The organism is Acidovorax sp. Root267 (assembly GCF_001429215.1).
In the GTDB taxonomy this organism is placed as follows: domain Bacteria; phylum Pseudomonadota; class Gammaproteobacteria; order Burkholderiales; family Burkholderiaceae_C; genus Acidovorax; species Acidovorax radicis.
Genome location: NZ_LMJC01000034.1, coordinates 1 through 26,338, shown reverse-complemented (window position 1 = coordinate 26,338; position 26,338 = coordinate 1). Strand labels below are relative to the sequence as shown.

16 protein-coding genes are annotated in these 26,338 nt (G+C 64.4%); 8 read left to right on the top strand and 8 right to left on the bottom strand.

Annotated features, from left to right (window positions below; translation table 11 throughout):
- The first annotated feature begins 4 nt into the window (after positions 1–4).
- The 6 genes from ASE39_RS24650 to ASE39_RS24625 all read left to right on the top strand — a co-directional run bounded on the left by ASE39_RS24650 (position 5) and on the right by ASE39_RS24625 (position 11,033).
- A complete protein-coding gene (locus ASE39_RS24650) occupies positions 5–3,109 on the top strand; it encodes an efflux RND transporter permease subunit (RefSeq protein ID WP_029413350.1) in 3,105 nt (1,034 codons plus the stop codon).
- A complete protein-coding gene (locus ASE39_RS24645; RefSeq protein ID WP_057272861.1) occupies positions 3,106–6,288 on the top strand; it encodes an efflux RND transporter permease subunit in 3,183 nt (1,060 codons plus the stop codon). Before ASE39_RS24650 ends, ASE39_RS24645 begins: the two co-directional genes overlap by 4 nt.
- A gap of 9 nt (positions 6,289–6,297) precedes the next feature.
- The gene (locus ASE39_RS24640) at positions 6,298–7,734 is read left to right on the top strand and encodes an efflux transporter outer membrane subunit (protein ID WP_140426880.1); all 1,437 of its coding nucleotides are present in this window, start codon (positions 6,298–6,300) and stop codon (positions 7,732–7,734) included.
- Between the two features lie 107 nt (positions 7,735–7,841).
- On the top strand, positions 7,842–8,666 hold the full coding sequence (locus tag ASE39_RS24635) for an undecaprenyl-diphosphate phosphatase (protein ID WP_057272860.1): 825 nt from the start codon (positions 7,842–7,844) through the stop codon (positions 8,664–8,666).
- A 100-nt stretch (positions 8,667–8,766) separates the two neighbouring features.
- Positions 8,767–9,522: a MipA/OmpV family protein gene (locus ASE39_RS24630; RefSeq protein WP_242421565.1), complete on the top strand. Its 756-nt coding sequence runs from the start codon at positions 8,767–8,769 to the stop codon at positions 9,520–9,522.
- Positions 9,523–9,704: 182 nt separating this feature from the next.
- A complete protein-coding gene (locus ASE39_RS24625; RefSeq protein WP_242421564.1) occupies positions 9,705–11,033 on the top strand; it encodes a diguanylate cyclase in 1,329 nt (442 codons plus the stop codon).
- 47 nt (positions 11,034–11,080) lie between these two features.
- Here the strand turns inward: ASE39_RS24625 and ASE39_RS24620 are convergent, their stop codons facing one another.
- From ASE39_RS24620 to ASE39_RS24595, 7 genes are all read right to left on the bottom strand, one after another.
- Positions 11,081–12,565 carry an FAD-binding oxidoreductase gene (locus ASE39_RS24620; RefSeq protein WP_057272958.1) on the bottom strand — a complete coding sequence of 495 codons (1,485 nt, stop codon included), beginning with the start codon at positions 12,563–12,565 and terminating at the stop codon, positions 11,081–11,083.
- A 110-nt stretch (positions 12,566–12,675) separates the two neighbouring features.
- Positions 12,676–14,502, bottom strand: coding sequence for a diguanylate cyclase (locus ASE39_RS24615; protein WP_082615569.1), 1,827 nt, complete (start codon positions 14,500–14,502; stop codon positions 12,676–12,678).
- The gene (locus tag ASE39_RS26685; protein WP_140426879.1) at positions 14,499–14,696 is read right to left on the bottom strand and encodes a hypothetical protein; all 198 of its coding nucleotides are present in this window, start codon (positions 14,694–14,696) and stop codon (positions 14,499–14,501) included. Before ASE39_RS26685 ends, ASE39_RS24615 begins: the two co-directional genes overlap by 4 nt.
- A 625-nt stretch (positions 14,697–15,321) precedes the next feature.
- On the bottom strand, positions 15,322–17,097 hold the full coding sequence (locus ASE39_RS24610) for a diguanylate cyclase (protein ID WP_057272858.1): 1,776 nt from the start codon (positions 17,095–17,097) through the stop codon (positions 15,322–15,324).
- Positions 17,087–18,535, bottom strand: coding sequence for an oxygenase MpaB family protein (locus ASE39_RS24605; RefSeq protein WP_057272857.1), 1,449 nt, complete (start codon positions 18,533–18,535; stop codon positions 17,087–17,089). The genes ASE39_RS24610 and ASE39_RS24605 overlap by 11 nt, the downstream gene beginning before the upstream one ends.
- A gap of 287 nt (positions 18,536–18,822) precedes the next feature.
- Complete coding sequence (locus ASE39_RS24600; protein WP_057272856.1) at positions 18,823–19,641, bottom strand: alpha/beta hydrolase; 819 nt, start codon at positions 19,639–19,641, stop codon at positions 18,823–18,825.
- A gap of 64 nt (positions 19,642–19,705) precedes the next feature.
- Complete coding sequence (locus ASE39_RS24595; RefSeq protein ID WP_010459683.1) at positions 19,706–20,533, bottom strand: proteasome-type protease; 828 nt, start codon at positions 20,531–20,533, stop codon at positions 19,706–19,708.
- Positions 20,534–20,852: 319 nt separating this feature from the next.
- Between ASE39_RS24595 and ASE39_RS24590 the strand changes: the two genes are divergently transcribed.
- Positions 20,853–22,061: a prolyl oligopeptidase family serine peptidase gene (locus ASE39_RS24590; protein WP_242421563.1), complete on the top strand. Its 1,209-nt coding sequence runs from the start codon at positions 20,853–20,855 to the stop codon at positions 22,059–22,061.
- A gap of 73 nt (positions 22,062–22,134) precedes the next feature.
- Here ASE39_RS24590 and mutS read toward each other — a convergent pair whose 3' ends face one another.
- Positions 22,135–24,753, bottom strand: a complete 2,619-nt coding sequence (mutS, locus tag ASE39_RS24585) for a DNA mismatch repair protein MutS (RefSeq protein WP_057272855.1) — start codon at positions 24,751–24,753, stop codon at positions 22,135–22,137.
- A gap of 284 nt (positions 24,754–25,037) precedes the next feature.
- Here mutS and ASE39_RS24580 point away from each other — a divergent pair.
- Positions 25,038–26,338: PAS domain-containing protein (locus tag ASE39_RS24580; protein ID WP_242421562.1), on the top strand; the 1,301-nt coding region annotated here is incomplete at its 3' end.

The following is a 26,338-nucleotide window of genomic DNA, read 5'->3' as shown; positions in this document are numbered from 1 at the left end:
CAGCATGAGCCCATCGCGTCCGTTCATTGAAAGGCCCGTGGCCACCGCGCTGCTGATGATTGCCATCGTGCTGGCAGGGTTGCTGGGTTTCCGCTTCCTGCCGCTGTCGGCACTGCCCGAGGTGGACTATCCCACCATCCAGGTTCAGACCTTGTACCCTGGGGCCAGCCCCGAGGTGATGAGCCGCACCGTGAGTGCTCCGCTGGAGCGGCAGTTTGGCCAGATGCCGGGGCTGGAGCGCATGGCTTCCACCAGCGCCTCGGGGGTGTCCATCATCACGCTGCAGTTTGGCTTGGGGCTGGCGCTGGATGTGGCCGAGCAAGAGGTGCAGGCCGCCATCAATGCCGGCAACTCGCTGCTGCCAGCGGACCTGCCCGCGCCACCGGTGTACGCCAAGGTCAATCCGGCGGATGCACCGGTGCTGACGTTGGCCATCAGCTCTGACACGTTGCCGCTCACCGAGGTGCAGAACCTGGTGAACACGCGCCTGGCGCAGAAGATCAGCCAAGTATCAGGCGTGGGGCTGGTGTCGCTGGCGGGCGGGCAGAGGCCTGCGGTGCGCATCCAGGCCGACACCAAGGCGCTTGCGTCGTACGGTATTGGCCTCGACACCCTGCGCACGGCCATCACGTCGGCCAATGCCAACAGTGCCAAGGGCAGCTTTGATGGCCCGCAGCGCTCTTACACCATCAACGCCAACGACCAGTTGTTGACGGTGGACGACTACAAGAACCTCATCGTGTCGTGGCGCAACGGTGCGCCGGTGCGCATGCTGGAGGTGGCGCGGGTGGTGGACAGCGCCGAGAACAACCGCCTGGGCGCCTGGGCGGGCGAGACTCCGGCGATCATCCTCAACGTGCAGCGCCAGCCGGGCGCCAACGTGATCGCCACGGTGGACAACATCAAGAAGCTGCTGCCCGAGCTGCAGGCGGGCCTGCCCGCGTCGCTCAAGGTGCAGGTGTTGTCTGACCGCACCACGGGCATCCGGGCCTCGGTGCACCATGTGGAGCTGGAACTGGTTCTGGCCGTGCTCATGGTGGTGTTGGTGATCTTCTTCTTTCTGCACAGCCTGCGCGCCACGGTGATTGCCAGCCTGGCCGTGCCCATTTCGCTCATCGGCACCTGTGGCGTGATGTACCTGCTGGGCTACAGCCTCAACAACCTGAGCCTGATGGCGCTGACGATTGCCACAGGCTTCGTGGTGGACGATGCCATCGTGATGATCGAGAACATTGCACGCTACCTGGAGGAGGGGGAGTCGCCGTTCCAGGCGGCGCTCAAGGGGGCCACGCAGATCGGTTTCACCATCATCTCGCTGACCGTGTCGCTGATCGCGGTGCTCATCCCGCTGCTCTTCATGAGTGATGTGGTGGGCCGGCTCTTTCGCGAGTTTGCGGTCACGCTGGCCATCACCATCCTGATCTCCGGCGTGGTGTCGCTCACGCTCGTGCCCATGATGGCGGCGCGCTGGCTGCGCCCGGAGCCCGTGGGAGGCCCGCAGGGCGTCGCAGGGCGCATCAACCGGGGGTTCGAGCGGGTGATCGGGGGCTACGACCGCTGGCTGCAATGGGTGCTGCGCCACCAGGGCGCAACCATGGTCGTGGCTGTGATGACGCTGGCACTCACGGCACTGCTGTATGTGGTGATTCCCAAGGGCTTGTTCCCCACGCAGGACACCGGGCAACTTCAGGCGCGCATCGAGGCATCGCAAGATGTCTCATATGCCCGCATGACCGAACTGCAGCAAGCGGCCGTGCGTGCCATCCTGCAGGACCCGGATGTGTTGTCGCTCAGCTCGTTTGTGGGTGTCGATGCGGCCAACAACACCATGCTCAACGCCGGGCGCATGCTGATCAACTTGAAGCCGCAGCGGGATGCGCAGGAAGCCATCATGCAGCGGCTGCGTGAGCATGTGCGGTCTGTGGCGGGTGTCACGCTGTACCTGCAGCCCACGCAGGATCTGACCATCGATGCGGAAACCGGGCCCACCGAGTACCGCGTGTCGATTGGCGGAGTGGACGCTGAGCAGGTCAATGGCTGGACCCGCAAACTCGCCCTGCGGCTGCAGAGCGAGCCCAAGGTGCGCAACGCCACGACCGACGCGGGTGCGCAAGGGCTTTCGGCCTTCGTGGACATTGACCGCAACACGGCATCGCGCCTGTCGATCACGGCCAGCTCGGTGGACGACACGCTCTACAGCGCTTTTGGCCAGCGCATCGTGTCCACCATCTTTACCGAGACCAACCAGTACCGGGTGATTCTGGAGGCGCAGCAGGAAGGCATGAACACGCCAGAGGCCCTGGGCACCTTGCAGTTGCGCACGGGCTCTGGCACACCCACGCCCCTGGCGGCCGTGGCCACCATCCGCGAGCAACTGGCACCGCTGCAGGTCACGCGCGTGGCCCAGTACCCGGCGGCGACGCTGGGGTTTGACAAGGCCGAGGGCGTATCTTTGGGCAGCGCGGTGGACGCCATCCGCGCTGCCGCCAAGGAGATCGGCATGCCACAGGGCCTGTCGATGGAGTTTCTGGGGGCTGCCGGGGCTTACGAAAAATCGCTGTCCAGCCAGCTGTGGCTCATCCTGGCGGCGATGGTGTGCGTGTACATCGTGCTCGGCGTGCTGTACGAGAGCTACATCCACCCGGTCACGATCCTCTCCACCCTGCCTTCCGCCGGGGTGGGGGCCCTGCTGGCGCTCATGGTGTCGGGCAATGATCTCGGGGTGATCGGCATCATCGGGATCATCCTGCTGATCGGCATCGTCAAGAAAAACGCGATCATGATGATCGACTTCGCCATCGACGCGGAGCGCCACCAGGGCATGGGGCCGCAGCAAGCCATCCACCAGGCTGCATTGCTGCGCTTTCGCCCCATCCTCATGACCACGCTGGCGGCGCTGTTTGCGGCGCTGCCGCTGATGCTGGGCTGGGGTGAAGGGGCCGAGCTGCGCCGGCCCCTGGGGCTGGCCATTTTTGGGGGGCTGATCCTGAGCCAGATGCTCACGCTGTTCACCACCCCGGTGATCTATCTGGCGTTTGACCGGTTGGGTCGTCGATGGTCAGGCCGGGGCACGGCGGCGGCGCCGGTTCAGGCCGGAGAGGCTCCATGAACCTGTCGCGCCCCTTTGTGGAGCGGCCCGTAGCCACCGTGCTGCTGACCATTGGCCTGGCCTTGGCTGGAATCGCCGCTTTTTTTGTGCTGCCTGTATCGCCTTTGCCGCAGGTGGACTATCCGGCCATTTCGGTCTCGGCAAGCCTCGCGGGGGCGAGTCCCGAAACCATGGCCACCAGCGTGGCCACGCCTCTGGAGCGGCGGTTGGGGGTGATTGCCGGGGTCAACGAAATGACCTCGACCAGCTCCAACGGATCGGCCCGTGTGAGCCTGCAGTTTGACCTGAACCGCAACATCGACGCGGCAGCGCGCGAGGTGCAGGCCGCCATCAACGCGGCGCGGGCCGATCTGCCCGCCACACTGCGCAGCAACCCCACCTACCGCAAACGCAACTCGGCGGCGTCCCCGGTCATCATCCTGGCACTCACCTCCAAGACGCGCACGCCAGGCGAGATCTACGACGCCGTCTCCAATGTGGTGAGCCAGCGCCTTTCACAGGTGGACGGTGTGGGCGAGGTGGAGATCGGGGGCGGGTCGCTGCCCGCCGTGCGCGTTGAGTTGCTGCCCTTCGCGCTCAATCGCTATGGCATCAGCACCGAAGATGTGCGCGCAGCCATCCAGGCCTCCAACGCCAACCGGCCCAAGGGCGCCATCGAAGGGGATGGCCGCCGGTTGCAGATCTACACGCCATCCCCAGCGCGCAAAGCGGCAGAGTACGAGTCGCTCGTGATTGCCTGGCGCAACAACGCCGCCGTGCGGCTGGGGGATGTGGCGCGCGTGGTGGACGGTGTGGAAAACCGCCGCACGGTGGGTCTGTTCAATGGCGACCCCGCCATCATCGTGCTGGTCACGCGCCAGCCGGGGGCCAACATCATCGAGACCGTGGATGCCGTGCGTGCCCTGTTGCCCGATTTGCAGGCCCAGCTACCGCAGGACATCCAGGTGGCCGTGGCGTCCGACAGCACCAACTCTATTCGTTCGTCCCTGCATGAGATCGAGCTGACACTCATGGTGTCCATTGCCCTCGTGGTGCTGGTGGTAGGCCTCTTCTTGCGCAAGGCGCGCGCCACGGTGATCCCGGCTGTGGCCACAGTGGTGTCGTTGCTGGGCACCTTCGGGGTGATGTACTTCCTGGGTTTCAGCCTGAACAACCTGAGCCTGATGGCACTGACCGTGGCCACAGGTTTTGTGGTGGATGACGCCATCGTGGTGCTGGAGAACACCATGCGGCACATCGAGGCCGGGATGGACCGCATGGAGGCAGCGCTGCAAGGTGCGCGTGAGGTGGGCTTCACCGTGTTGTCCATCAGCCTGTCGCTGGTAGCGGTGTTCATCCCGCTGCTGTTCATGGACGGGCAGGTGGGCCGGCTGTTCCGCGAGTTCGCGGTCACGCTGTCGGCGGCGGTGATGATCTCGCTGGTGATCTCGCTCACGACCACGCCCATGATGTGCGCGTGGCTGCTGCGGGCGCACGACCCGGCCAGCGACAAGCCCCCATCGCGCCTGGCACGCTGGGCAGAGCGGGGCTACCAGGGCGTGCTGCGTGGGTACGAACACAGCCTGGACTGGGCCCTGGCCAGCAAGGGTCTTGTGGTGCTCATCCTGCTGGCGGTGATCGGGCTCAACGTGTACCTGTTCGCCAAGATCCCCAAGGGGTACTTTCCCGAGCAGGACAATGGGCAGCTCAATGCCGGCCTGCGGGCCGACCAGAGCATCTCGTCCGATGCCCTGGCGCGCAAGTTGCGCGAGGCGGTGGAGATCATCCGCAAGGACCCGGCTGTGGATACGGTGGTGGGCTTCTCGGGCGGCAGCCGGGCGGGTGGCGGCTTCATGTTCGTCAACTTGAAGCCGCTCAAGCAGCGTACCGACAGTACGCCTGCCGTCATCGCCCGTCTGCGGCCACAGCTCAACCAGATCACTGGCCTCAGGGTGTTCCTGAACCCCGTGCAGGACCTTCGCATGGGCGGCCGGTCCAGCAACTCCACCTACCAGTACACGCTCAAGAGCGACAACATGGCGGACCTCAAGCAGTGGGCGGGCAAGCTGGCCGATCGGATCAAGGACGAGCCCTTGCTCAAGGACGTGGACACCGACCAGGCCGAGAACGGCGTGGAGACCTATGTGGAGGTGGACCGCGCGAGTGCGTCGCGCCTGGGCGTGAGCGCATCGGCCATCGACAACGCGCTGTACAACGCGTTTGGCCAGCGCTCGGTGGCCACGATCTATGGTGAACTCAACCAGTACGCCGTCATCATGGAATGGGGGCCTGAATATACGCGGGGGCCGCCCGCCCTCAAGGACATTTACGTGGCGGCGAACCCCAGCGGCGCCACGGGTACGGCGGCCAACCCCGGCCAGCGCGGCGCGTCCACGGGCAACGTCATCAGCACCACGCCGTCCACCATGGTGCCGCTCAGCGCAGTGGCGCGCGTGGTGGAGCGGGCGTCTCCCACCTCCATCAGCCATCAGGATGGCGAACTGGCCACCACCATCTCGTTCAACATCGACCCGGGGACCTCGCTTGCGCAGGCGCGCCAGGTCATTGGGCAGGCCGAGGCTGACATTGCCATGCCCACCAACGTGCGAGGCAGTTTTCAGGGCACGGCGCTCAGTGCCCAGCAGTCGCAGGGGCAGCAAGCGTTCTTGATCATCACGGCCATCGTGGTGATCTACATCGTGCTGGGCGTCCTGTATGAAAGCCTCATCCACCCGATCACGGTGCTCACCACGCTGCCATCCGCAGGCGTGGGTGCGGTGCTGGCGCTGCTGCTGTTCAACATGCAGTTCACCATCATTGCGCTCATCGGGGTGTTTCTGCTGATCGGTATCGTGAAGAAGAACGCCATCATGATCATCGACTTCGCCCTGGACGCCGAGCGCGCGCGCGGGCTCACGGCCCTGGAAGCTGTGCGCGAGGCCTGCCTGTTGCGGTTTCGGCCCATCCTCATGACCACCATGGCGGCGGCGCTGGGCGCCTTGCCGCTGGCCGTCGGTTTTGGCCAGGGCTCTGAACTGCGCCAGCCCCTGGGGGTGGCGATCATCGGTGGCTTGATTGCCAGCCAGTTGCTCACCTTGCTGACAACACCGGTGGTTTATGTGCTGCTCGACAAGCTGCGCAAGCCCGCACCCAATGAACAACAACTGAGCCGTGCCGGAGCCCCCGGTGCCGCTGTCTGATTGCGCACCATGAATTTTCCCTTCATCCCACTTACCTCGGGCGCACATGCCGCCCGGCTGGCCAGCCTGGGGCTTGCGCTGACGCTGCTTTCGGCCTGCTCTGTCACACCGCCCTATCAGAGCCCCGAAATGCTGGTGCCTGCGGCGTTCAAGGAGGCGGGCGCCACCTGGGCGCCTGCCGTGCCAGCCGATGCGCTGGACCGTGGACCCTGGTGGGCGCTGTTCGGCGACGCCGAGCTGAACCGACTGGCAGAGCAGGTGCAGCTTTCCAACCAGAACATCGCTGCGGCAGTGGCCGCCTATGCCCAGGCGCAGGCCGTGGTGCGGCAGCAGCGCGCCGGGCTGCTGCCTTCCGTCAGCCTGTCGGGCGGAGCCACGCGCTCGGGCGGCGAGGGGGCCACCCGATCCGGCACCACCACGCAAGCCTCGTTGGGGGTGGACTGGGCCCCGGACCTGTGGGGGCGGCTCGAAAGCGGCGTCAACAATGCCCAGGCGAGTGCACAGGCCAGCGAGGCTGACCTTGCGTCGGCCCGCCTGTCCGCTGTGGGCAGCCTGGCATCGGCCTATTTCCAGCTGCGCGAGGCCGATGCTGAAATCGGGCTGCTGGAGGCCACGGTGGAGGGTTACGAGCGCAGCCTGCAGATCGCAAAAAACCGCTACGCAGCCGGAGTGGTGGCGCAGACCGATGTGCTGCAGGCTCAGACCCAGCTGGCCAACGCCCGGGCCGACCTGGCCACCGTGCGCCAGAACCGGTCGAGGTTCGAGCATGCCCTGGCGGTGCTGACGGGGCGGGCTCCCGCTGACTTTGCACTGCCCCGCGCACCGTGGGTGGCCGAAGTGCCCGAGGTACCGTCAGGCGTCCCGTCGACCTTGCTGCAGCGCCGCCCCGACATCGCGTCGGCGGAGCGGGCTGTGGCCGCCGCCAATGCGCAGATCGGCATCCAGCGCGCGGCGTATTTTCCCAGCCTGAGCCTGGGCGCCACACTCGGCAGCGGTGGCAGCAGCGTGGCGGATCTTTTCAAAGCGTCGGGCACCGTGTGGTCGCTGGGGCTTTCCATTGCACAGACCTTGTTTGATGCCGGTGCCACGGCTGCCCGCGTGGATGAGGCGCAGGCTGCACGCGACGCCCGTGTGGCCGTCTACCGGCAGACGGTACTGACGGCCTTCCAGAGCGTGGAAGACCAGCTCACCGTGCTGCGCACGCTGCGAGAACAGGAGCCTTTGCGGCGCGAGGCCGTGTCGGCCGCCGAACGCACGGCGCAGCAACTGCTCAACCGCTACCGCGAAGGGCAGGTGAGCTACACCGAGGTCGTGACAGCGCAAGTGTCTGCACTGTCCGCCCAACGCGCGCTGCTGCAGCTGCAGGTCAACCGCCAGCTGGCGGTGGTGACGCTGGTGCAGGCGCTGGGTGGCGGGTGGCAGTCACCATGGCAACCCCCTGCCTGAAGGCCGCGCCAGGTTGTTGGGCATATACTCCTGTTTTGATAGCTGCTAGCGCTTGATGGATAAGCGGTAGAGCCTTATTTGATTCAAATTTATCTCAAGGAGTGTGCGTGGACGTTGTATTGCTGGTCAAGGCCGCCATCATGGGCGTGGTCGAAGGCCTGACCGAGTTCCTGCCCATTTCCTCCACGGGGCACCTGATCCTGGCGGGCTCCCTGCTGGGGTTTGATGATGCCAAGGCCAAGGTGTTTGACATCGCCATCCAGACCGGTGCGATCTTTGCGGTGATCCTGGTGTACTGGCAGAAGATCCACGCCACGCTGGTGGCCTTGCCCACGCAGCGGCAGGCGCAGCGGCTTGTGCTCAATGTGGTCATCGGTTTTTTGCCTGCCGTGGTGCTGGGCCTGCTGTTTGGCAAGGCCATCAAGGCCCATCTGTTCACCCCTGTGGTGGTGGCCAGCACTTTCATCATTGGTGGCTTCATCATTTTGTGGGCAGAGCGCCGATCGCCTGCCGCCACCCGCATCCAGTCGGTGGATGACATGACGCCGCTGGACGCCCTCAAGGTGGGCCTGGTGCAGTGTCTTGCCATGGTGCCGGGCACGAGCCGCAGCGGCTCCACCATCATCGGCGGCATGCTGCTGGGTTTGTCGCGCAAGGCTGCCACCGACTTTTCGTTCTTTCTGGCCATTCCCACGCTCATTGGCGCCGGGGTGTACAGCCTGTACAAGGAACGCGCGCTGCTTTCAGCGGCCGATCTGCCCATGTTCGTCACCGGGCTGGTCTTTTCCTTCCTGAGTGCCTGGCTGTGTGTGCGCTGGTTGTTGCGCTACATCAGTACCCACAGCTTTGTACCGTTTGCGTACTACCGCATCGTGTTTGGCATCGTTGTTTTGGTGACCGCATGGACTGGATGGGTGCATTGGGCGGATTGATAATTCACGGATGAGCCGTCCTGCACCGCTGGTTTCTCTCGTTTCATGCGCCACTATATTTGCGGGCCTTTGTGCTGGGCCCTTGGCGTATGCTCAGGATGTGCCTGCTCCCGAAGCGCCGCCCAAGCCCCTGTTCAACTATGCGCTGGGCGCCATTGTTGGCTCCAGCCCGGACTATGCGGGCGGTGACGGGCGCAAGAACAGCCTGCGGCCTGCATGGGCTGTTGAATACGGACGCTTCAGGCTGAGTACATCGCGTGGCAGTGCCTTCATGGGGCATGGGCTGGGCCCGCGCGAATCGGGTGCCAGTGCGACATTGGCGCAGGGAGATCAATTCCACCTGAGCGCATCGCTGCGCATCGACAAAGGCCGGGACGGCTCGGATGCCCCGATCCTGGTGGGACTGCCATCTGTCCGGTCCACACTGCGCGCGAGGGTGAGTGCAGGCTATGCATTGACACCACGCTGGTCGGTGGGGGCGGGCCTCTCGCAAGACATTCTGGGGCGAGACGGCGGCGCGCAGCTGTCCACCAGCGTAGGCTATACATGGCCGGTGACGGAGCAAACCAAGGTGGTCTTCGGGATCGGTGCCAGCTTCGCGGATCACACCTACCTCCGGGGCCATTTTGGTGTGCCTGGCGGCGGTGCAGGTGCTTTGCCGGCATTTGATCCGGGCGCGGGCCTCTACAGCGTGGACGCCGGCGTGGAGGTTATGTCCGCCATCAATCGCCACTGGGTGGCGCTGGGGGCGGCGCGTGTATCGCAACTGAAGGGTGATGCACGCCGCAGCCCGCTCACGGTGGAACCCACCGGGTATTCCGTGTCCGTGGGTCTGGCGTACCGCTGCTGCCGCTAGAGCCGTTCTGCGGTGGGCGCCTGCGGCTTGCGTGGGCAACGGTTTTGGCCGAAAGTGATAAGCTGGCGTTGACACCCTGTTACCTGTAGCAAGGCAATGCGAAGCGGCCACCGCCAAGGAGGGCGGCGTTGGATTGCCTCCTCTGTTGATGATCATTTCCCCGCCGGGGCTTTCGCCGCATGATGCAAGACGAGCCTGAGTTGTCGCAGCCCCCCAACGCCGCCGCCAAGGATTCCTGGTCCAAGGCGGATTTGCTGGATCTGATCACACGCAGCGCCGGTGCAACCATGGCCGTGGTCGACCGCAGTCTGACCATGATCTATGTCAACGATGAATACGCCCGGTGGTTCGGCACGGTGCCCCAGCAGCTGATTGGGAAATCTCTTGTCGATGTGTATGGCGAGAGCGATTGCGCCCGTTTCATGCCCTTTGTCGAGCGTGTTCTGCAGGGCGAACGGGTGCAGTACCAGCGCCTTTTGCGCACCCCCTATGGCATTGATGAATGGCGCACCATCTGCCTGACCCCTTGGCACAACCGGCATGGGCTTGTGGATGGTTTCCTGACCACGGCGCTCGACGTCCACGAGTTGCAGGTCACCATGAATGCACTGCGCGCCGCCAACCAGCGGCTGTCCTCGCACATGGAAAACAGCCCGCTTGCGGTGCTGGAGATGGACCACAACCTCAGGCTCCTGCACTGTTCGCAGCGGGCCGTGCAGCTCATGGGCTGGCTGCATGTCGCGGGGCTGGAGGGGCGGTTGCTGACCGAACTTGTGAACCTATCATCCCAGGACGAAGGGCTTCAAAGTGCTTTGCAGCGCTTGCAGTCCGGGCAGGAGTCCCAGAATCGTGCGGATACCTGCTTTGTGCGGGACGACGGGAGCGAGGTGCATTGCGAGTGGTTCAACTCCGCGCTGACCGATGCGCAGGGGCAGGTCACATCGATCATGGCGCTGGTCCAGGATGTATCGGCCAAGATCCAGATTGCGCGCCATCAGCACTACCTGGCCAACCACGATTCGCTGACGGGACTGTTCAATCGCGCGGCTTTTCAGAACCGCCTGGAACAGTCTTTGACCCAGGCTCGGCGCAATGCCGGGTCTGTTGCATTGCTGTTCATCGACCTGGATGGGTTCAAGGGCGTGAATGACGCCGAAGGCCACCGCGCAGGGGACGAGGTGCTGCGCATTGTTGCCCAACGCATTGCCAGCACCGTGCGTACGGGTGACACCATGGCGCGGCTGGGGGGCGACGAATTCCTGGTCATGCTGGACCGGGATGTCACCCGCGATGTGACGGACACCATCGGCCACCGCATCATCGAAGCCCTGCACCAGCCCATGGCCGTGGAGGGGCGTGATTTGTTTGTCGGCGCGAGCATCGGTGTCGCGGTACATCCCCCGCTGGAGGGTGACATTGATGCTCTGATGAACCGCGCCGACCAGGCGATGTACTCCGCCAAGCGCGCGGGCAAGGGCCGGCTCCACTACGCTGAAATCACGGGTTCTTGAGCTCAAGGGCTCCTGGCCCCTGTCGCCCGGTTTCTGCAGCCCTGTTTCTACTTCGTGGGCAGGCGGATGCTCTGCTGAAAGTGGAAAAAATTCTCGGGATCGTACTGGGCCTTGATCTGTTGCAGCTGCGGGTACGCGGGGCCCCAGTAGGCCTGGGCAAAGTCCTGCAGTCCTGCGTCGGGGTAGTTCTGGTACACGTGCCCGTTCAGGAAGGGCTTGACCAGGTTCATGAATCCATCGAGCCAGGCCTCCATCTGGGCTCGCTCGGTGGCATTGGTCCAGAACACGTCCACCACCAGATCCGCATCCACATGGCGGTGGATGAACGCGCTGTCTGCCACGGGATAGCGGTTGATTGCGCCACCATAGGGCTCCAGATAAGCCAGTGACCATGGGTTTGGCGAGGTCTTGAAGTAATCGATGATGCGTTGCCAGTCCGACGTTGACAGCGGTGTGCTGATGTAGCCGCAGGCCTTGGTTTCCGCCACGCCGTCCGGCAGGTTGTCTGGCAAGGTGTAGGGGTGGTCTTCCAGCCAGATGTTCATGTCGGGGTAGGTGCCCGTCTTGTCCACCAGCAGCTGTGCGCTTGGTATCGCCATCAGCCGCGCAATGGCCTTCATGCCCTCATCGCGTGTGCCGCAGAACATGCCTTGCACCATGTAAACCGGTGTGCTGTTCTGGTAGCCCAGATTCATCATGTAGCCCAGGGCATCGGGTGCGCCGGTTTTCATGTAATGGGCTTGCATCGTCGTGAGAACCTCAGCCGCATGCGCGGCATCCCAGCTGATGGCCCAGGCCCACACCTGGTCAAGCCGGTGCATGCGGTAGGTAACCTGAAGCAGGACGCCGAAATTGCCCCCCGTGCCACCCCGCATGGCCCAGTAGAGGCCCGGGTTCTCTTGGGCACTGGCGGTGACGATGGTGCCATTGGCAAGCGCCACCCGGAACGACTCCACCACATCGCTCTGGATGCCGAAGGCCCGCGACGTGTAGCCGTAGCCGCCACCTTGCACGAAGCCTCCCACGCACACGCTGCCACACGCTCCCGTGGGCACATGCCAACCGGTATGGTTCATGGCACCGTTGAAATGGTCGAAGTCGGTGCCTGGCAGCACGTGCACGCGGGCGCTGGGTGGGTCCAACACCACACCACTCATATCGCTCAGATCCACCACCATGCCACTGTTGACAGAGTAGCCCGCCGTGCTGTGCCCACCGCAGCGCACGGCCACCCATACCTGGTAGGCGCGGGCCACGGCGAGGCATTCGAGCACGTCGTGCTCGCACGCGCAGTACACGATGATTTCGGGATAGGCCTGAAACGCGGGGTTGGATTCTTGCCGCGCAGCGTTGTAGTCGGGGCTGGACGGCAACACGATGCGGCCCACCAGCTTGGCCTCCAGTGCCGCCACGGCATCCCAGGTCAGGGTTGCACCGAGCGCATTCTTTGTGGCCTGGCTGGCTGCCAGCGACTGGAAATGTGCAATGCGGGTGTCTTTGGCAATGCGGGCGGGGCTTTTGCGATGGGCCATGGTGAACAATCCTTGGTGAGAACGCGAAGTCCCGTGTTTAACGGAAGCTCGGCCGTTTGACCAGTTCGGAATGGCCCTTGTTGCTCAGACACTGAGCATCCGTTGTGTGTTCAAGCCGAAGACAGCGCCAGGTCGCCCGTATTGCGCCGAAGGCAGAATTTGCCGCCTTGCTTGCCGCTGTACATCGCTGCATCCGCCAGCTTCAGCAGGCCCTGGGCGTCGTTGCTGTCGTCCGGGGCGATCGCGTAGCCGATGGTCAAGCCCACTTCCACCTGTACATCCCCCAGCGTGAAGGGCGTGCGAAAGGCGTCCAGCAGTTTGTGGCCCAGTTCCTGGGCTTGCTGTGCACTGCCCAGATGGCCCGTCATCACCACGAATTCATCGCCTCCCAGGCGCGCCACCACGTCGCTCTGGCGGACATGGCCCTGCAGGCGCCGGGTCACCGCGACCAGCAGCTCATCGCCCACGTCATGGCCATGCTGGTCGTTCACGGGTTTGAAACCATCGAGGTCCATCACATACACGGCCAGAAGTTTGTCGGGCCCGCACCGAGGCAGGGCCGAGGCCAGTGCGATGTTCAGGCCGCGCCGGTTGGGCAGGCCGGTCAAGGGGTCGGTGTGTGCCAGGGATCGCATGGCGTCGCGTTCGCGGTTGGCGTCCACGGCTGCCATGCGCAGGGCCTTGGTGCGCAGTCCCAGCACACGCATGAAGAGCAGCATGTCGAGGGTTGCCCCAAACTGGAAGGAATGCAAGGTCCAGAAGTTGACTGGCACCCACCCCCTGATCACGCCGATGACGGTGGCGGTGGCCAGGAAATACAGCAACCAGGCCAGCAGCAGGGTCGTGCCGACGGGGTCTCCCCTGCGGGCGCGGCGCACAGAGCCTGGAATCCCCATGAGCGCCGGCACCAGCCCCAGAATGCTGACGATCCCGGTGACCGCACGGGTGCTCAGCACGTCCAGCGCATACAGAACGGCGAGTGCCACGCACACCACGGCGCCGCCGCGCATGCAGCGCCGCAGCCAGCTCTCTGGGCGCTCGCCCGCCAATGCCTGGCTGATGAAGAGGAAGGAGCCGCAGGTGGCGGCCAGTGCTGCAAGGCTGGCGGCATGCACCTCCATCCAGGGCATGTCGCGCCACAGATACTGCGCGCCCAGGCCGAACAGGTGCAGTGAAAACAGAAGGCTGCCGGTGATGAGCAGCGCATACTGGATAAACAGCACGTCCCGCAGATTGAGCCATTGCGCCAGGCTGTAGATGATCAGGCACAGCGCCAGGCCGGTCAGGATGCCTTGCAGCATTTGCTCGTTAAGGGCCTTGCTGTGCCATTCGGTGGGTTTGCTCAGGGTGATGGGAAGCACCATGGCGCCCCGGGTTTCAACGCGCAGCAGCACGTCGTAGGCGTGCCCCGGCAGCATGTTCAGCGCCAGTGCGTGAGAGCGGCTGCGCAGGGGGCGCTGGGTGTAGGGCTGCAGGCTGCCCAGTGTGGCCTGCTGGGTCACATGGCCGTCGATGGTGAGGTATATCTCAATGCGCTGGAGTACCGGGTAGTCGATGTCCAGCACCCAGGCTCCGCTGGAGCTGGGCGACACCATCACGGGGATGTGCAACCACACGGGCTCGGTGCGCACGCCCAGCGTGCCGCTGGTCCCCGGCGGTGGTTCGAAGCGCGAGAGCGACGCCAGGATGTCCTCCACCAGCAGGGTGCCCGAGGGATCGGCCAGCACCGACACAGCGGGCCATGCCTCCATGGAAGGCCTGTCGTCGCGCAGTTCCAGTGGGGTTGCCGCTGTTGCACCTGTTGGGCCTGCAAGCGTCAACGCCATGACCAACAGCAGCCATGGCAGGCACCAGCCCAGGCCACGGAACAAGCCTGGAGCCCGGCGCTGCAACAGGGGCAGAACCCGCCAGGGGCATTGGGTGTGCGCCTGCATCATGACGACAGTGCCAGGTCGCCCTGGTTGCGAAGAATGGAATGCTTGCCGCTTTGTTTGCCAGCGTACATGGCCGTGTTGGCGAGGCGGATCAGCTGCTGCGGATCATCACCGGCATCAGATGCGAGCCGGCGCGGCGCTTGTCTCGTTGTGGAGTGCACCATCGTCAGTCGCTTGAAACCATGGATGGATTCCATGCCGCGATGGCGGCATTGATCAGCTTGGCATAGGCTTTCACGTCGTGTGAATCGTCGTAGTCCAGGCCGCCGTGACATTGCTGCATCGCCTCGCCATTCGCAAAGAAACTGAAGAAGTCGACGATCCTGCCATCGACTCGCGCAACCGGCGCCTGCTGGTCCTGTCCGAAACGCCGAGTTGCTGGTCAGAACGTCCTTGAACGCAAGCATTTCCAGATGCTTCTGACGTCCTGACGCCGGCATTGTGTCTTTGTTGTGACCCAGTACATGGACGGCCACGGCTTTCAGGCTCTTCGCTGTGCCGATCATCACCAGGTTAGCTCCGGTATTCGCATCCGCTGCCCTGGATCTGTATGTGGGCTCCGGCATCTGCGCCATCGCTGTCACTCCGCCCCTCGCGATGGGCGAGTTCGGAGCAGCACACCGCAGTGGCGATGTCGGTGGGGGCGCGAGGCGATACGAGCTGGGCAATGCGGGGCGATCAGCGCAATGGGGTGAGCACCAATTCACCCGCGTATTTCCCGGAGGGCAGCAGCGCTGCGTGACCTTTAACACAGCTGTATATCGTTGATTTGTACTGCGTGAAACGTTTTAAGGACACATGGCCGCCACGGGCGTGACGCGCTCATGCCTGCTGCAATCGTCCCTTGCCTCTCTGCTTGCCTTGATACAACGCACCATCGGCCATTCGTAACAGTGTGGCTGTTTCGTGACTAGCCTCTGGCGCGATGGCATAGCCTATGGTGAGCCCGATTCGCATTTCCTCGCCTGCGACGCGGACCGGAGTCTCGAATAGCGAGAGCAAATATTCTCCTATTTGCCTTGCCTGTGCCGGATCGCGCAGGCCGCCGGCAATCATTACAAATTCGTCGCCTCCCAGTCGCGCCACGACGTCACCGCTGCGCGTACCAGCGCGCAGGCGGTTTGCCACCTCAATCAGCAACTGGTCGCCAACCTCATGTCCGCGGGTATCGTTGACCTCCTTGAATTCGTCAAGATCAATCAGATACACAGCCAGCATGTGGTGCGGTGAGGCACTCACCAGCGCCAGCGACATGGCATCAGTCAGACTGCGGCGATTGGGCAGTCCGGTCAGAGCGTCCGCGTACGCCATGGAACGCATCACCTCGTGCTCGGTCCGTGCGTTTTCGCTGGCTTTGCGCAGTTCGGTCGCACGCACGATCAGCACCAAAGTGAAGGCGAGTATGTGGCACATCTCGCCGAACGTCAGCGAGTGCAGTGTCCACACATTTGCGGGAAGCTTGCCGCGGATGGTTGTGGTCGTGACCACCACGGTGGTGATATAGAAGGCGAATGCAAGCAACAGGTAGAGCCCAATCGCGTCGCCCTTGGTGACTTTGGACATGAAGCGCGGCAGGCTCAGCAGCAGCGGCAGCGGTCCGAGCAGCACGATCATGGCGGTTAGCAGTCGTGTATTGAATGCGTCAAGGCAATAAATGACAAGCAGCACGCCGCACAGCGCTGCTCCACTGTTCATGAGGCGCGGGAAACGGTCTGCAGGTTCACCGGCAGCGCCGATATGTGGCTTGCGCAGTACGTCCCCAAGAAACAGGAAGGTGCCTGCCACTGCCACCAGCGAGCCGATGCCTGCCATATGGCTTTCGAACCAGAATACGTCGCGCCAGACCCATTGCGCACCGACGCCAGAGAGGAGCAGGGCAAACAGGAACGATCCGGTGACCAGAAGCGCGTATTTGAGGAATAGTGACTCCCGCGTTCCCACCCATTGCGCGAAGCTGTACATCAGCATGCAGAGGAAGAACCCGACTTGAATGCCACGCAACATCTGCTCGGCAACGCTGGCGCGATGGAATGCGCTGGGTTGCATGAATTCGATGGGCAGAATGCTCGCACCGCGCGATTCGACGCGCAGCATCAGGTCGTAGTCGCCAGCGGCGAGATCCAGCGGCATCGCGTGCGAACGGCTGAACAGGGGCCGGGAAGCGAACGTACGCAGGCTGCCGAGTTCTGCCTTCTGCAGGGTGTGCCCATCTTGGGTGATGTAGGCATCAATGCGGTTGAGCGGGGGGTAGTCAATGTTCATCACCCATTGCTGGGAGGCCACTCCGCTGACTGCTCCCACGCGGAACGGAACGTGCAGCCAGGTTGGCTGCGCCTGCACACCGAGCGTGGCGTAGCTTGTTTGCGGACGCTCGAATTCAGAGATTGCCGCCTGAGCACCGGCCAAAGTCAGGGGCGTTTGCTTTTCCGATAGCACCGTCACAAAGGGCCAGGCCTCGCTGACCGGTGTTGTGGGCTGAAGCAAAAGTCGCGAGGCCGGGGTGGTCGCCTCGGCCGCCCAGGTTGAAGTGACCCATTGCGTCACGGCAATGAGCACCCACGCCAGCCATCGCCCGAGCCACATGCGGTCAACTGCCATGACGGCCCCACCGACCGCGTACAGTCAATCGATCTTCCAAGCGGTTGAGCCAGCGTGGTGCCTTTGCGTCGTCGTCCCAAGTGCCGACGGTTGCATGCATCTGGGTGAGCAGCTGCGTTGGAAGTTTCAGCGGACGGGTTTGATCCATCAGGAAACTGGTCAACAGGTGATACCCGACGACCCGCGAGAACATGCGACTTAGCGAAAACTGCGGAACGACAAGGCGAACAACCGAATCGATCAATCGGCTGACGGACATCAACACAGCGAACAGGATGCGCGAAACCAGCGGCAGCCTGTTGGAGATGCCTAGCGCGTCGGCGACAACGCCGCCGCACAGGTAGCGCGTAAACAACGCGGGAAAGGGTTTGAGCAGTTTGAACGGGATCGAATCGCTCATGTAATCCATGAGCGCACCGCCCAGCGCCGGGCGCGCGTCGGTGCCCCCCGGATACACGTTGTCAGCGAGGCATTGCGTCTGGATGTCGAGAAACAAGCGTTCGGCATCGGCGTAGGTAGATGGCATCCACTTTGGCTCGATCCCCAGTAGGCAGCCGACTACATTCCAGCAATGCAGATAGGCTTCCTCATCCTCCGCACACAGCCCGATGCCGAGTGTGCGCATGGCCCGCAGGAAGACAAAGTGAAACGTTAGGAGCGTAAACACAAGCTGCTCCTGATTGTTCGGCAGTCCGTCACGCGAGACGTTCCAGCCGTTCGCCAGAAATGCGCCATGCATGGATTGCTGGCTTGCCTCTGCGGCCGGGGTGGCGATGGGCTGCACCACCGCATTGACCATTTCTTGCGGCGCGCCATGCAGCATCAGGTTGCGGATGGTGGCGTGGATGAGGCGCACTTTGAGTGTTTGCGCAACGCCCAGTCCTTCAGGTGTCGTTAGCCCACCGCGCAGCATGACCGGGAACACCATCGCCGCCGTTGAGCGGATGCGGTAGTCGGCATTGGTCGTGAGCTGCCCGGAAATCTGCAACACGGCGGCGGCTTTCGGCTGAATGTAGCAGTCCGGCAAGCTCGCGCAAAACAGCGACATGACCGACAGTGGGCCGTGCTCAGTAAAGACGTTTTCGCCACGCGTGATTTTTGCCGCATCGCTCCACTCTGGCAATCCGCGCCCAGCGTCAAGGTAGCCGCGAAGTGCCTCAACGATGTGCGGCGACGTGCCGTCCGGTGGTGTCCAATCCACAAGCGCTGCGTTGCTGGTCCAGGTATTCAACAGCATCGTCGTGGTCTGCAGATGGCGCATGCGGTCGGCGTTCAGCGCGAGCAGCGTTTGTAGACTGGCTTCACCGGCAGGCAACTCCCAACTGCCCACGATTGCCGCGATGGTTGCATCTGCCAGCGGATCAGCTTGATAACGCATCGCTGCTGGATCGTAGGCGGGTGTTTCCGGTAGAACCGACGAAGCTGCGGGCAAAGTCATGATCGGGACCGAATAGCGAGAGTGACGGTTTTACCAAGGCCAATCGAGCTGTAGATCAGGCAAGCCGACGCTATCCCAGAAATCAGCACTGGCAGCCGGAAGGTCAGTGAATTGGGGGGCATAAGGCACCTACATGTTGTTACAAACACTCAGTGTAGGGGATTGTGGCGAGATTGCTCCTGCCTATTTGCCCTGAGAAACAGCCGACAGCGCACATTTTCTCCCTCTGTTTGCCCCTTCACCCCATTCTGGCGCCCCGCGAAGCGCCCGTGAAATGGCAGAAAGGACTACCGGCGGCAGGTTGTGGCCGCCAGGTTTAGCAGCGCCGCCTCGATGGCCGCCGCCGTGGCCACGGGTTGCTCCATGGGAAACAGGTGGCTGCCGTCCAGCATCATGGTGCGTCCCTCGGTGATGCGCAGCGTCATGGCCATGCCCACCTGCCGCATCTCGTCCGAATCGCGCCCGCCGATGAAGGCGGCGGGGCACTGCAGCGGGTGGGCGCTGAGCAGCCGCCCGAGGTTGTGGGGCAGCGTGTTGTAGATGGCGGTTTCCACCGCGCGGTCAAACCCCAGCACACGCTTGCCGTCGTGGTCTACCAGGCCGTGGGTGATGTAGTCGCCCAGCACTTCGGGGTCCCAGTGCGCAAAAGCCTTCTTCTTGCGGAAGTGTTCCAGCGCCTCTTCGTTGCTGGCCCAGCTGAAGCGCCGTTGCCGGCTCACCTTGCCCGGCGAGATGGAGCCCACGACCTGGGTGCGCTTGGCCACATCGACCGCGTTGGCCTTCCAGCCGCCCAGCAGGGGCGAGTCAATCAACAGCACACCGCGCACAAGGTGGGGGTGGCGGGCTGCGGCCATCACGCTCAGAAAGCCGCCCAGCGAATGCCCCACCAGGAATACGGGCTGGCCCAGGCGCTCCACCTGGGGTGTGGCGAAGTCCGCCAGCTGCTGCACCAGATGCGGCCAGTTGTTCGACACCGGGTATTTGGGGTCGTGTCCGTAGCGTTCCACCGCGCTGACCTCGAACCCCCGGGCCTTGAGGTGCTTGAAAAGCACGCGGTACGTGCTGGCCGGGAAGCTGTTGGCGTGCGAGAAAACAATGGGGAGCATGGGGGGGCCGGCGGGGGACCAGGTTGCAGGTAAGGCGGCAGAGCGAACCCCGCCGTCAGAGGAATCAGATCAGCTTGTCAGTGTGGTTGGTGATCTTCTTGAGCGGCTTGCTGCGGGCCGGGTTCACCATGATGGGTACGGTGGTTGCGCCCCCGCCCCAGGCCGGGTCTTCGATGCTGTCGAACACCTGGCGCAGCTTCTGGCCCCAGCTGTCGTGCAACATGCGGAAGTAGGGGTTGTTCTCATCGATGCAGACCACTTTCGAGGTTGAGAAACTGTCGGCCTCGTACACCACCAGGTCCAGCGGCAGGCCCACCGACAGGTTGGACTTGAGCGTGCTGTCCATGGACACCAGTGCGCACTTGGCCGCTTCGTCCAGCGGGGTTTCGGGTGTGAGCACCCGGTCGAGCACGGGCTTGCCGTATTTGGATTCGCCCACCTGGAAGTAAGGCGTCTCGGAGGTCGCTTCGATGAAGTTGCCAGCCGAATACACCTGGAACAGGCGCATGCCCTCGCCCTTGATCTGGCCGCCGAACACCATGGACACATTGAAGTCCACGCCCGAGCGTTTGAGTGCCGCGCCGTCGCGTTCGTGCACATGGCGCACCGCAGCACCGAGCACGCGGGCTGCGTCGAACATGCTCTTGGCGTTCCAGATCGAGATCGTCTCGCCCGAATCACCGTCCTTGAGCTGCTCGGTCTGCAGGATCTCGCGCACCGACTGTGAAATGGACAGGTTGCCTGCCGACAGCAGCACCATGAAGCGGTCGCCCGCCTTCTCATAGACCATCATCTTGCGGAAAGAGCTGATCTGGTCCAGGCCGGCATTGGTGCGCGAATCGGACAGGAAAACCAGCCCGGCGTTGAGTTTGATGGCGACGCAATACGTCATGAGCGGAGTGGGGTCGTTGGAAGAGGGAAACCCGCGAGTTTAGTCCGGCGTGGGAACACCCCCGCGGGAGGTAGTGCGGGACGGCCATCCAGTGTTCAATAGCGGATAATCAAAATTGATAGCAATAAATGATTTTCAGATAAGCGCTAGAAGCCATTTTTATCAAAAATATTTGATCCCGGCCGTTCGCGGCTGTCCTGGGCCGCAGCGGCGGGCAAGGCGACGTCCATCGCCGGGGCCAAAGGGCTATTCCTCCCGGGCCAGGCAGCGGATGTCCGCCGCTTCTATCATCCGTCGCTTCACCTGGAGGGGCCTTGCCGTGTTGAACCCACTGATCTTGTCTGCAACCCGCCGCGCCTGCGCGCTGGCCGTGGTTGTATTGCTGGCGGCCTGCGGCGGGGGCGGCGCAGAAGACCCTGGCGATGGCGGCAACCCTCCGGCACCACCCCCCGCACCGGTGCGTTCCGGCCAGCTCGAATCCGCCGCCTTGCTTGGCACGGTGCCGGCCGCTGGCATCGCCGCAGCCCTGGCCGCGAAGGAGTCGCTGGCCCAGGATGTGGTGCCGCGCTACAACGTCACCTCCTACCGGATCGAATACCTCACTGCCGATGCCGACGGCAAGGAGGTGCGCGCCTCGGGGCTGGTCAGCGTTCCACAGAAGCCAGCCGGCGCCAAGAGCCCGGTGCTCAGTTACCAGCACGGCACCATCTTCCGCGACTCCGAGGCGCCCAGCAACAACGCGGTGGCGTCCGAGGTGTCGGTGGTGCTCGCGTCACTGGGCTATATCGTGCTGGCGCCCGACTACGTGGGTTTTGGGGCCTCCAAGGGCACACCCCACCCCTATCTGCTGGCGGCGCCCTCGGCCGCCGCCACAGCGGATTTTCTGACCGCCGCCCGCACCTGGCGCGGCCAGGCCAACGTGGCGGACAACGGCCAGCTCTTTCTGACTGGCTACTCGGAAGGCGGCTACGTCACCATGGCCACGCACCGCGCGCTGCAGGCGGGCGGATCGCCCCATCTGCAGCAGCTGCGCATGGTGGTGGCGGGCGCGGGGCCCTACAACGTGCAGACCACCATGGATGGCCTGGTGGACCTGGTGCGGCAAGAACAGCCGGTGATCGGCGCACTCATCAACCCCGGTTTCTTGCGCCATCTGGGCAGCAGTGTGCAACGTGAGGTGCGCCGCCTGCTGCTGCGCGCGCTGATCCCGGGCGATGCCGACGTGGCCTATGACACGCGCTTCATCGACTACTTTCTGGCCGACGACGTGTTGGCCCTCGCCAGTGCCAGCAACGTCTACGACTGGAAACCCAACGTGCCTGTACGCCTGTACCACGGCCGCGATGACCGCACCGTGCCCTACGCCAGCTCGGTCAGCACCGTGCGCGCCATGCGGGACCGCGGTGCGGGCGACCTGGTCAGCCTGACCGAGTGCCGCGCACAACCGGTGGCAGGGCACCTGCAATGTGTGCCGCCGTTCATCACCTTCATGCTGGGGCAGCTGGCGCCGGTGGCGCAGGACCTTTGAGCCGGACAGGTCGGCTGCGGCGCGGGACGGTGGTCGTCCTTCGCCCGCCAGCGGTGGGGTTTGTGTTGCTGCGTCAGCCCGCCATCTTCTTGAGCTGGTAGAGCGCATCCAGCGCCTCGCGCGGGCTCAGCGCATCGGGGTTGATGCCTGCCAGCGCAGCTTCCAGCGGGCTGGCGCCCGCGCTCTCAGGCACCTCGGGCGCGGCGAACAGGTCCACCTGCAATTCATCTTCACCCGCCCGCTCTTCCAGCGCCGCCAGCGCATGCCTTGCGTGGTGCAGCACGGGCGAGGGCATGCCCGCCAGCTTGGCCACCTGGATACCGTAGCTGCGGCTGGCCGGGCCGGGCTGGATCTCGTGCAGGAACACGATGTCTGTGCCGCTCTCGGTAGCGCTCACATGCATGTTGATGGCGTGGCGCGCCTTGGCGGGCAGGTCCGTCAGCTCGAAATAGTGCGTGGCAAACAGCGTGAAGGCACGCGTCTTGTCGTGCAGGTGCGTGGCAATGCCGCTGGCCAGGGCCAGGCCGTCAAACGTGCTGGTGCCCCGGCCGATCTCGTCCATCAGCACCAGGCTGTGGGGCGTAGCGGCGTGCAATATTTGCGCAGCCTCGGTCATCTCCAGCATGAAAGTGGACTGCGCGTTGGCCAGGTCGTCGGCCGCGCCGATGCGGGTGTGGATGGCGTCAATGGGCCCCAGGCGGCAGCTGGCGGCGGGCACATGGCTGCCCATGCTGGCCAGCAGCACGATGAGCGCCACCTGCCGCATGTAGGTCGATTTACCGCCCATGTTGGGGCCGGTGATGACCTGCATGCGCGTGTTGGCGTTGAGCCGCGTATGGTTGGCGATGAAGCTGCCGCTGGATGTCTCGGCCAGGCGGGCTTCGACCACCGGGTGGCGGCCGCCTTCGATCTCGATGCAGGGCTCGGGCACGAACTGCGGCGCGCACCAGTTGAGGGTGAGTGAGCGTTCGGCCAGCGCACACAGCACATCCAGCGTGGCCAGCGCCTGGGCCAGGCGGGTGAGGGCGGGCACGTGGGGCTGGAGCTGGTCGAGGATCTGCTCGTACAGCCATTTCTCGCGGGCCAGGGCACGCTCGTTGGCCGACAGGGCCTTGTCCTCGAAGGTTTTCAGCTCGGGTGTGATGAAGCGCTCAGCGTTTTTCAGCGTCTGGCGGCGGCGGTAGTCGTCGGGTACGCGGTCGAGGTGGCTGCCGGTCACTTCAATATAGAAGCCGTGCACCTTGTTGAACTGCACGCGCAGGTTGGGGATGCCGGTGCGCGCCTTCTCGCGGGTTTCCAGATCCAGCAGAAAGGCATCGCAGTTGGTCTGGATGGCGCGCAACTCGTCCAGCTCGGTGTCGAAGCCGTTGGCGATCACGCCGCCGTCGCGCACCAGGGCGGCGGGCTCTTCGGCGATGGCGGCCTGCAGCAGGCCGGTGCAGCCCTCGGGCGGCTGCAGATGGCTAAAAATTTGAATCAAATAGGGCTCCAGCGCTTGTCCATTAAGCGCTAGAAGCTCTGCTTTTTGTAGCGTTTTGCCCAGTCCCACCAACTCGCGCGGGCGCACCTGGCGCAGGGCGATGCGGGCGGTGATGCGCTCCACATCGCTCACCCCTTTGAGTTCGCCGCGCAGCAAGGCCCAGGGGCCGCTGCCGCCACCGGCGCCGCCCGCACCGCGCAGCGCGGTGGTGGCCGACAGGCGCTGGCGCGCCTCGGCGCGGTCGCGGCGCGGCTCCAGCAGCCAGGTCTTGAGCAGGCGGCTACCCATGCCGGTCATGCAGGTGTCGAGCAGCGAAAACAGCGTGGGCGCATCGTCGCCGCGCAGGGTCTTGACGAGTTCCAGGTTGCGCCGAGTAGTGGCGGGCAGGTCAATGAGGTCGTCGTTGCGCTGCACCTGCACGCTGTGCACATGGGTGAGGGTGCGGCCCTGCGTGTGCTCGGCATAGGTCAGCAGCCCGGCGGCGGCGGCGTGGGCCTCGCCCAGGTCTTGCGCACCCCAGGCCTGCAGGCTTGCGGCGCCCAGATTTTCAAGCAGCTTGCGCTCGCCCAAGGCACTGTCGAACTGCCAGTCGGGCCGGGGGCTCATGGGGCAGGTGAAGGCGCCACCCTGGCGCAGCACCTGCAGTTGTTGCTCGAAGCGTTCGGTCACGCCCGCGCTGTAGATCAGCTCGCTGGGCGCCACGCGGGCCAGCCAGGCGCCGAGTTCGTCGTGCGCGCATTCGGCCAGGAACACGCGGCCCTGCGTCACGCTGAGCCACGCCAAACCGCAGCGCGCGCGGGGCGCCTGGTGCACGGCCATCAGCAGCGATTCGGACTTGTCGGACAGCAGCTCGGTATCGGTCAGCGTGCCGGGCGTGACCACGCGCACCACCTTGCGCTCCACCGGCCCCTTGGCCGCGCCGACCTCGCCCACTTGCTCGGCAATGGCCACCGACTCGCCCATCTTGATCAGGCGGGCCAGGTAGTTCTCCAGCGCATGGAACGGCACCCCCGCCATCAGCACGGGCTGGCCGCCCGACTGGCCGCGCTGGGTGAGCGTGATGTCGAGCAGACGCGACGCTTTTTCTGCGTCCTGCCAGAAGACCTCGTAGAAGTCACCCATGCGGTAGAACAGGAGCGTCTCGGGATACCCGGCCTTGAGGGCCAGGTACTGCTGCATCATGGGGGTGTGGTGCTCAAGCGTGTCGGACATGCTGGGGGGCCGGGAAATGAGGCGTGGACTGTAGCAGTTCGCCCCCGGCCGGTTTCACTGCGCGCGGCAGGTGTCGGAGCCCGGTGCAAGAGGTGCGCATGGTCATCGACGTGCTGTACCGGGGGTCTCGGGTTTTCCCTCGGATAAATGCCACAGGTTTTCAATGACTGTTACGTTTTGACATACTCTTGCCTGTATGCTGGCGCATTGACTGTGACCGTCGGCCCCGCCTTGCCCAGGCGGGATTCATACCCACCGCAGGCTTCAAAGGTTTCAGAGCGACCGTGATCTCGTCCGAACTGTTGACCGATCTCCTGGCCCCCATCGGCGAGGGCCACATAGAGCCGATGGCGCAGGCGCGTCTGCAAGCGCTGGTCGACGCCGTTCCGGTGGCCTTGATGGAATTTCGGTTGCAGCACGGCCGTCTGCTGCTGCTGGCCGCCAACGCTGCCGCACGGCGCATGCCCGGCCTGGGCGCGGTGCGCAACCCGGGCGCTGACGCCTGCGAGGTGTTCGACCTGCTGGCGGGCACCCCCCTCATGGACCAGTTGCAGGGTGTGGCCCGCGTGGGCGCGCCGCTCGAATGCCGCCAGGTGGTGCGCGAGCCGGGTCGGCTGCTGCTGGCCTGGGACCTGTCAGCCCGCCGCGTGACCACGGACTGTATTGTGGTCACCGTGCGCGATGCCACCGAGGCCGAGACCTTGCGTGCCGCGCTGGCAGCGTCCGAACGTGCCCTGGAAGAGGTGCGCCGCGAACTGCGCGAGCAGACCGAGGTCTTCAATACCATGGAGAGCCTGGCACGCACTGGCCACTGGCGCCGCATCGAAGACCCCGGTGAGACGGTGCTGCTGTGGTCCCCGGGCCTGTGCGATATCGCGGGCTTTGAGCAGCAGGAATGGGTGGACCCTGAGCGCGCTGTGAGTGGCATCCTGCCCGAGGACCGCCATGTATTTGACACGCCCCGCGTGCCAGGTGCCGGACTGGATGTGGAGTACCGCTGGCGCCGCCCCGATGGCGAAGTGCGCTGGATGCGGTCCCGCGTGCAGCGCACGCTGCCGCGCGACGGCGTGCAGGTGGTGATGGGGGTGGTGCAGGACGTGACGGACGAGCACCGCGCCGCAGAACAGCTGCGCGAGCAGCTGTTGTTCATCCAGCGCATTGCCAGCCGCATTCCGGGCTTCATCTACGAGTACCGCCTGCATGCGGACGGTGGCACCAGCGTGCAGTACATCAGCGATGCGGTGCGCGACTTCATGGGGGTGGAGCCCAGCCAGGTGACCGCCGACCATGGCGTGCTCATGCACCGCGTGCTGCCCGAAGACCTGCCGCAGGTGCAGCGCTCTGCGATCACCTCGGTGCGCAAGCTGGTGCCCTGGCAGTGCGAGTACCGCGTGCGCATGCCGGACGGCAGCGTGCGCTGGCACATGACCAATGCGATACCCCACCGCGAGCCCGATGGCTCGGTGGTGTCCCACGGTTTCACCATGGACATCACGGACCGAAAGCGAGCAGAACAAGAGATCGAACGCCTGGCCTTCTTTGACGCCTTGACGGGCCTGCCCAACCGCCGCCTGCTGCTCGATCG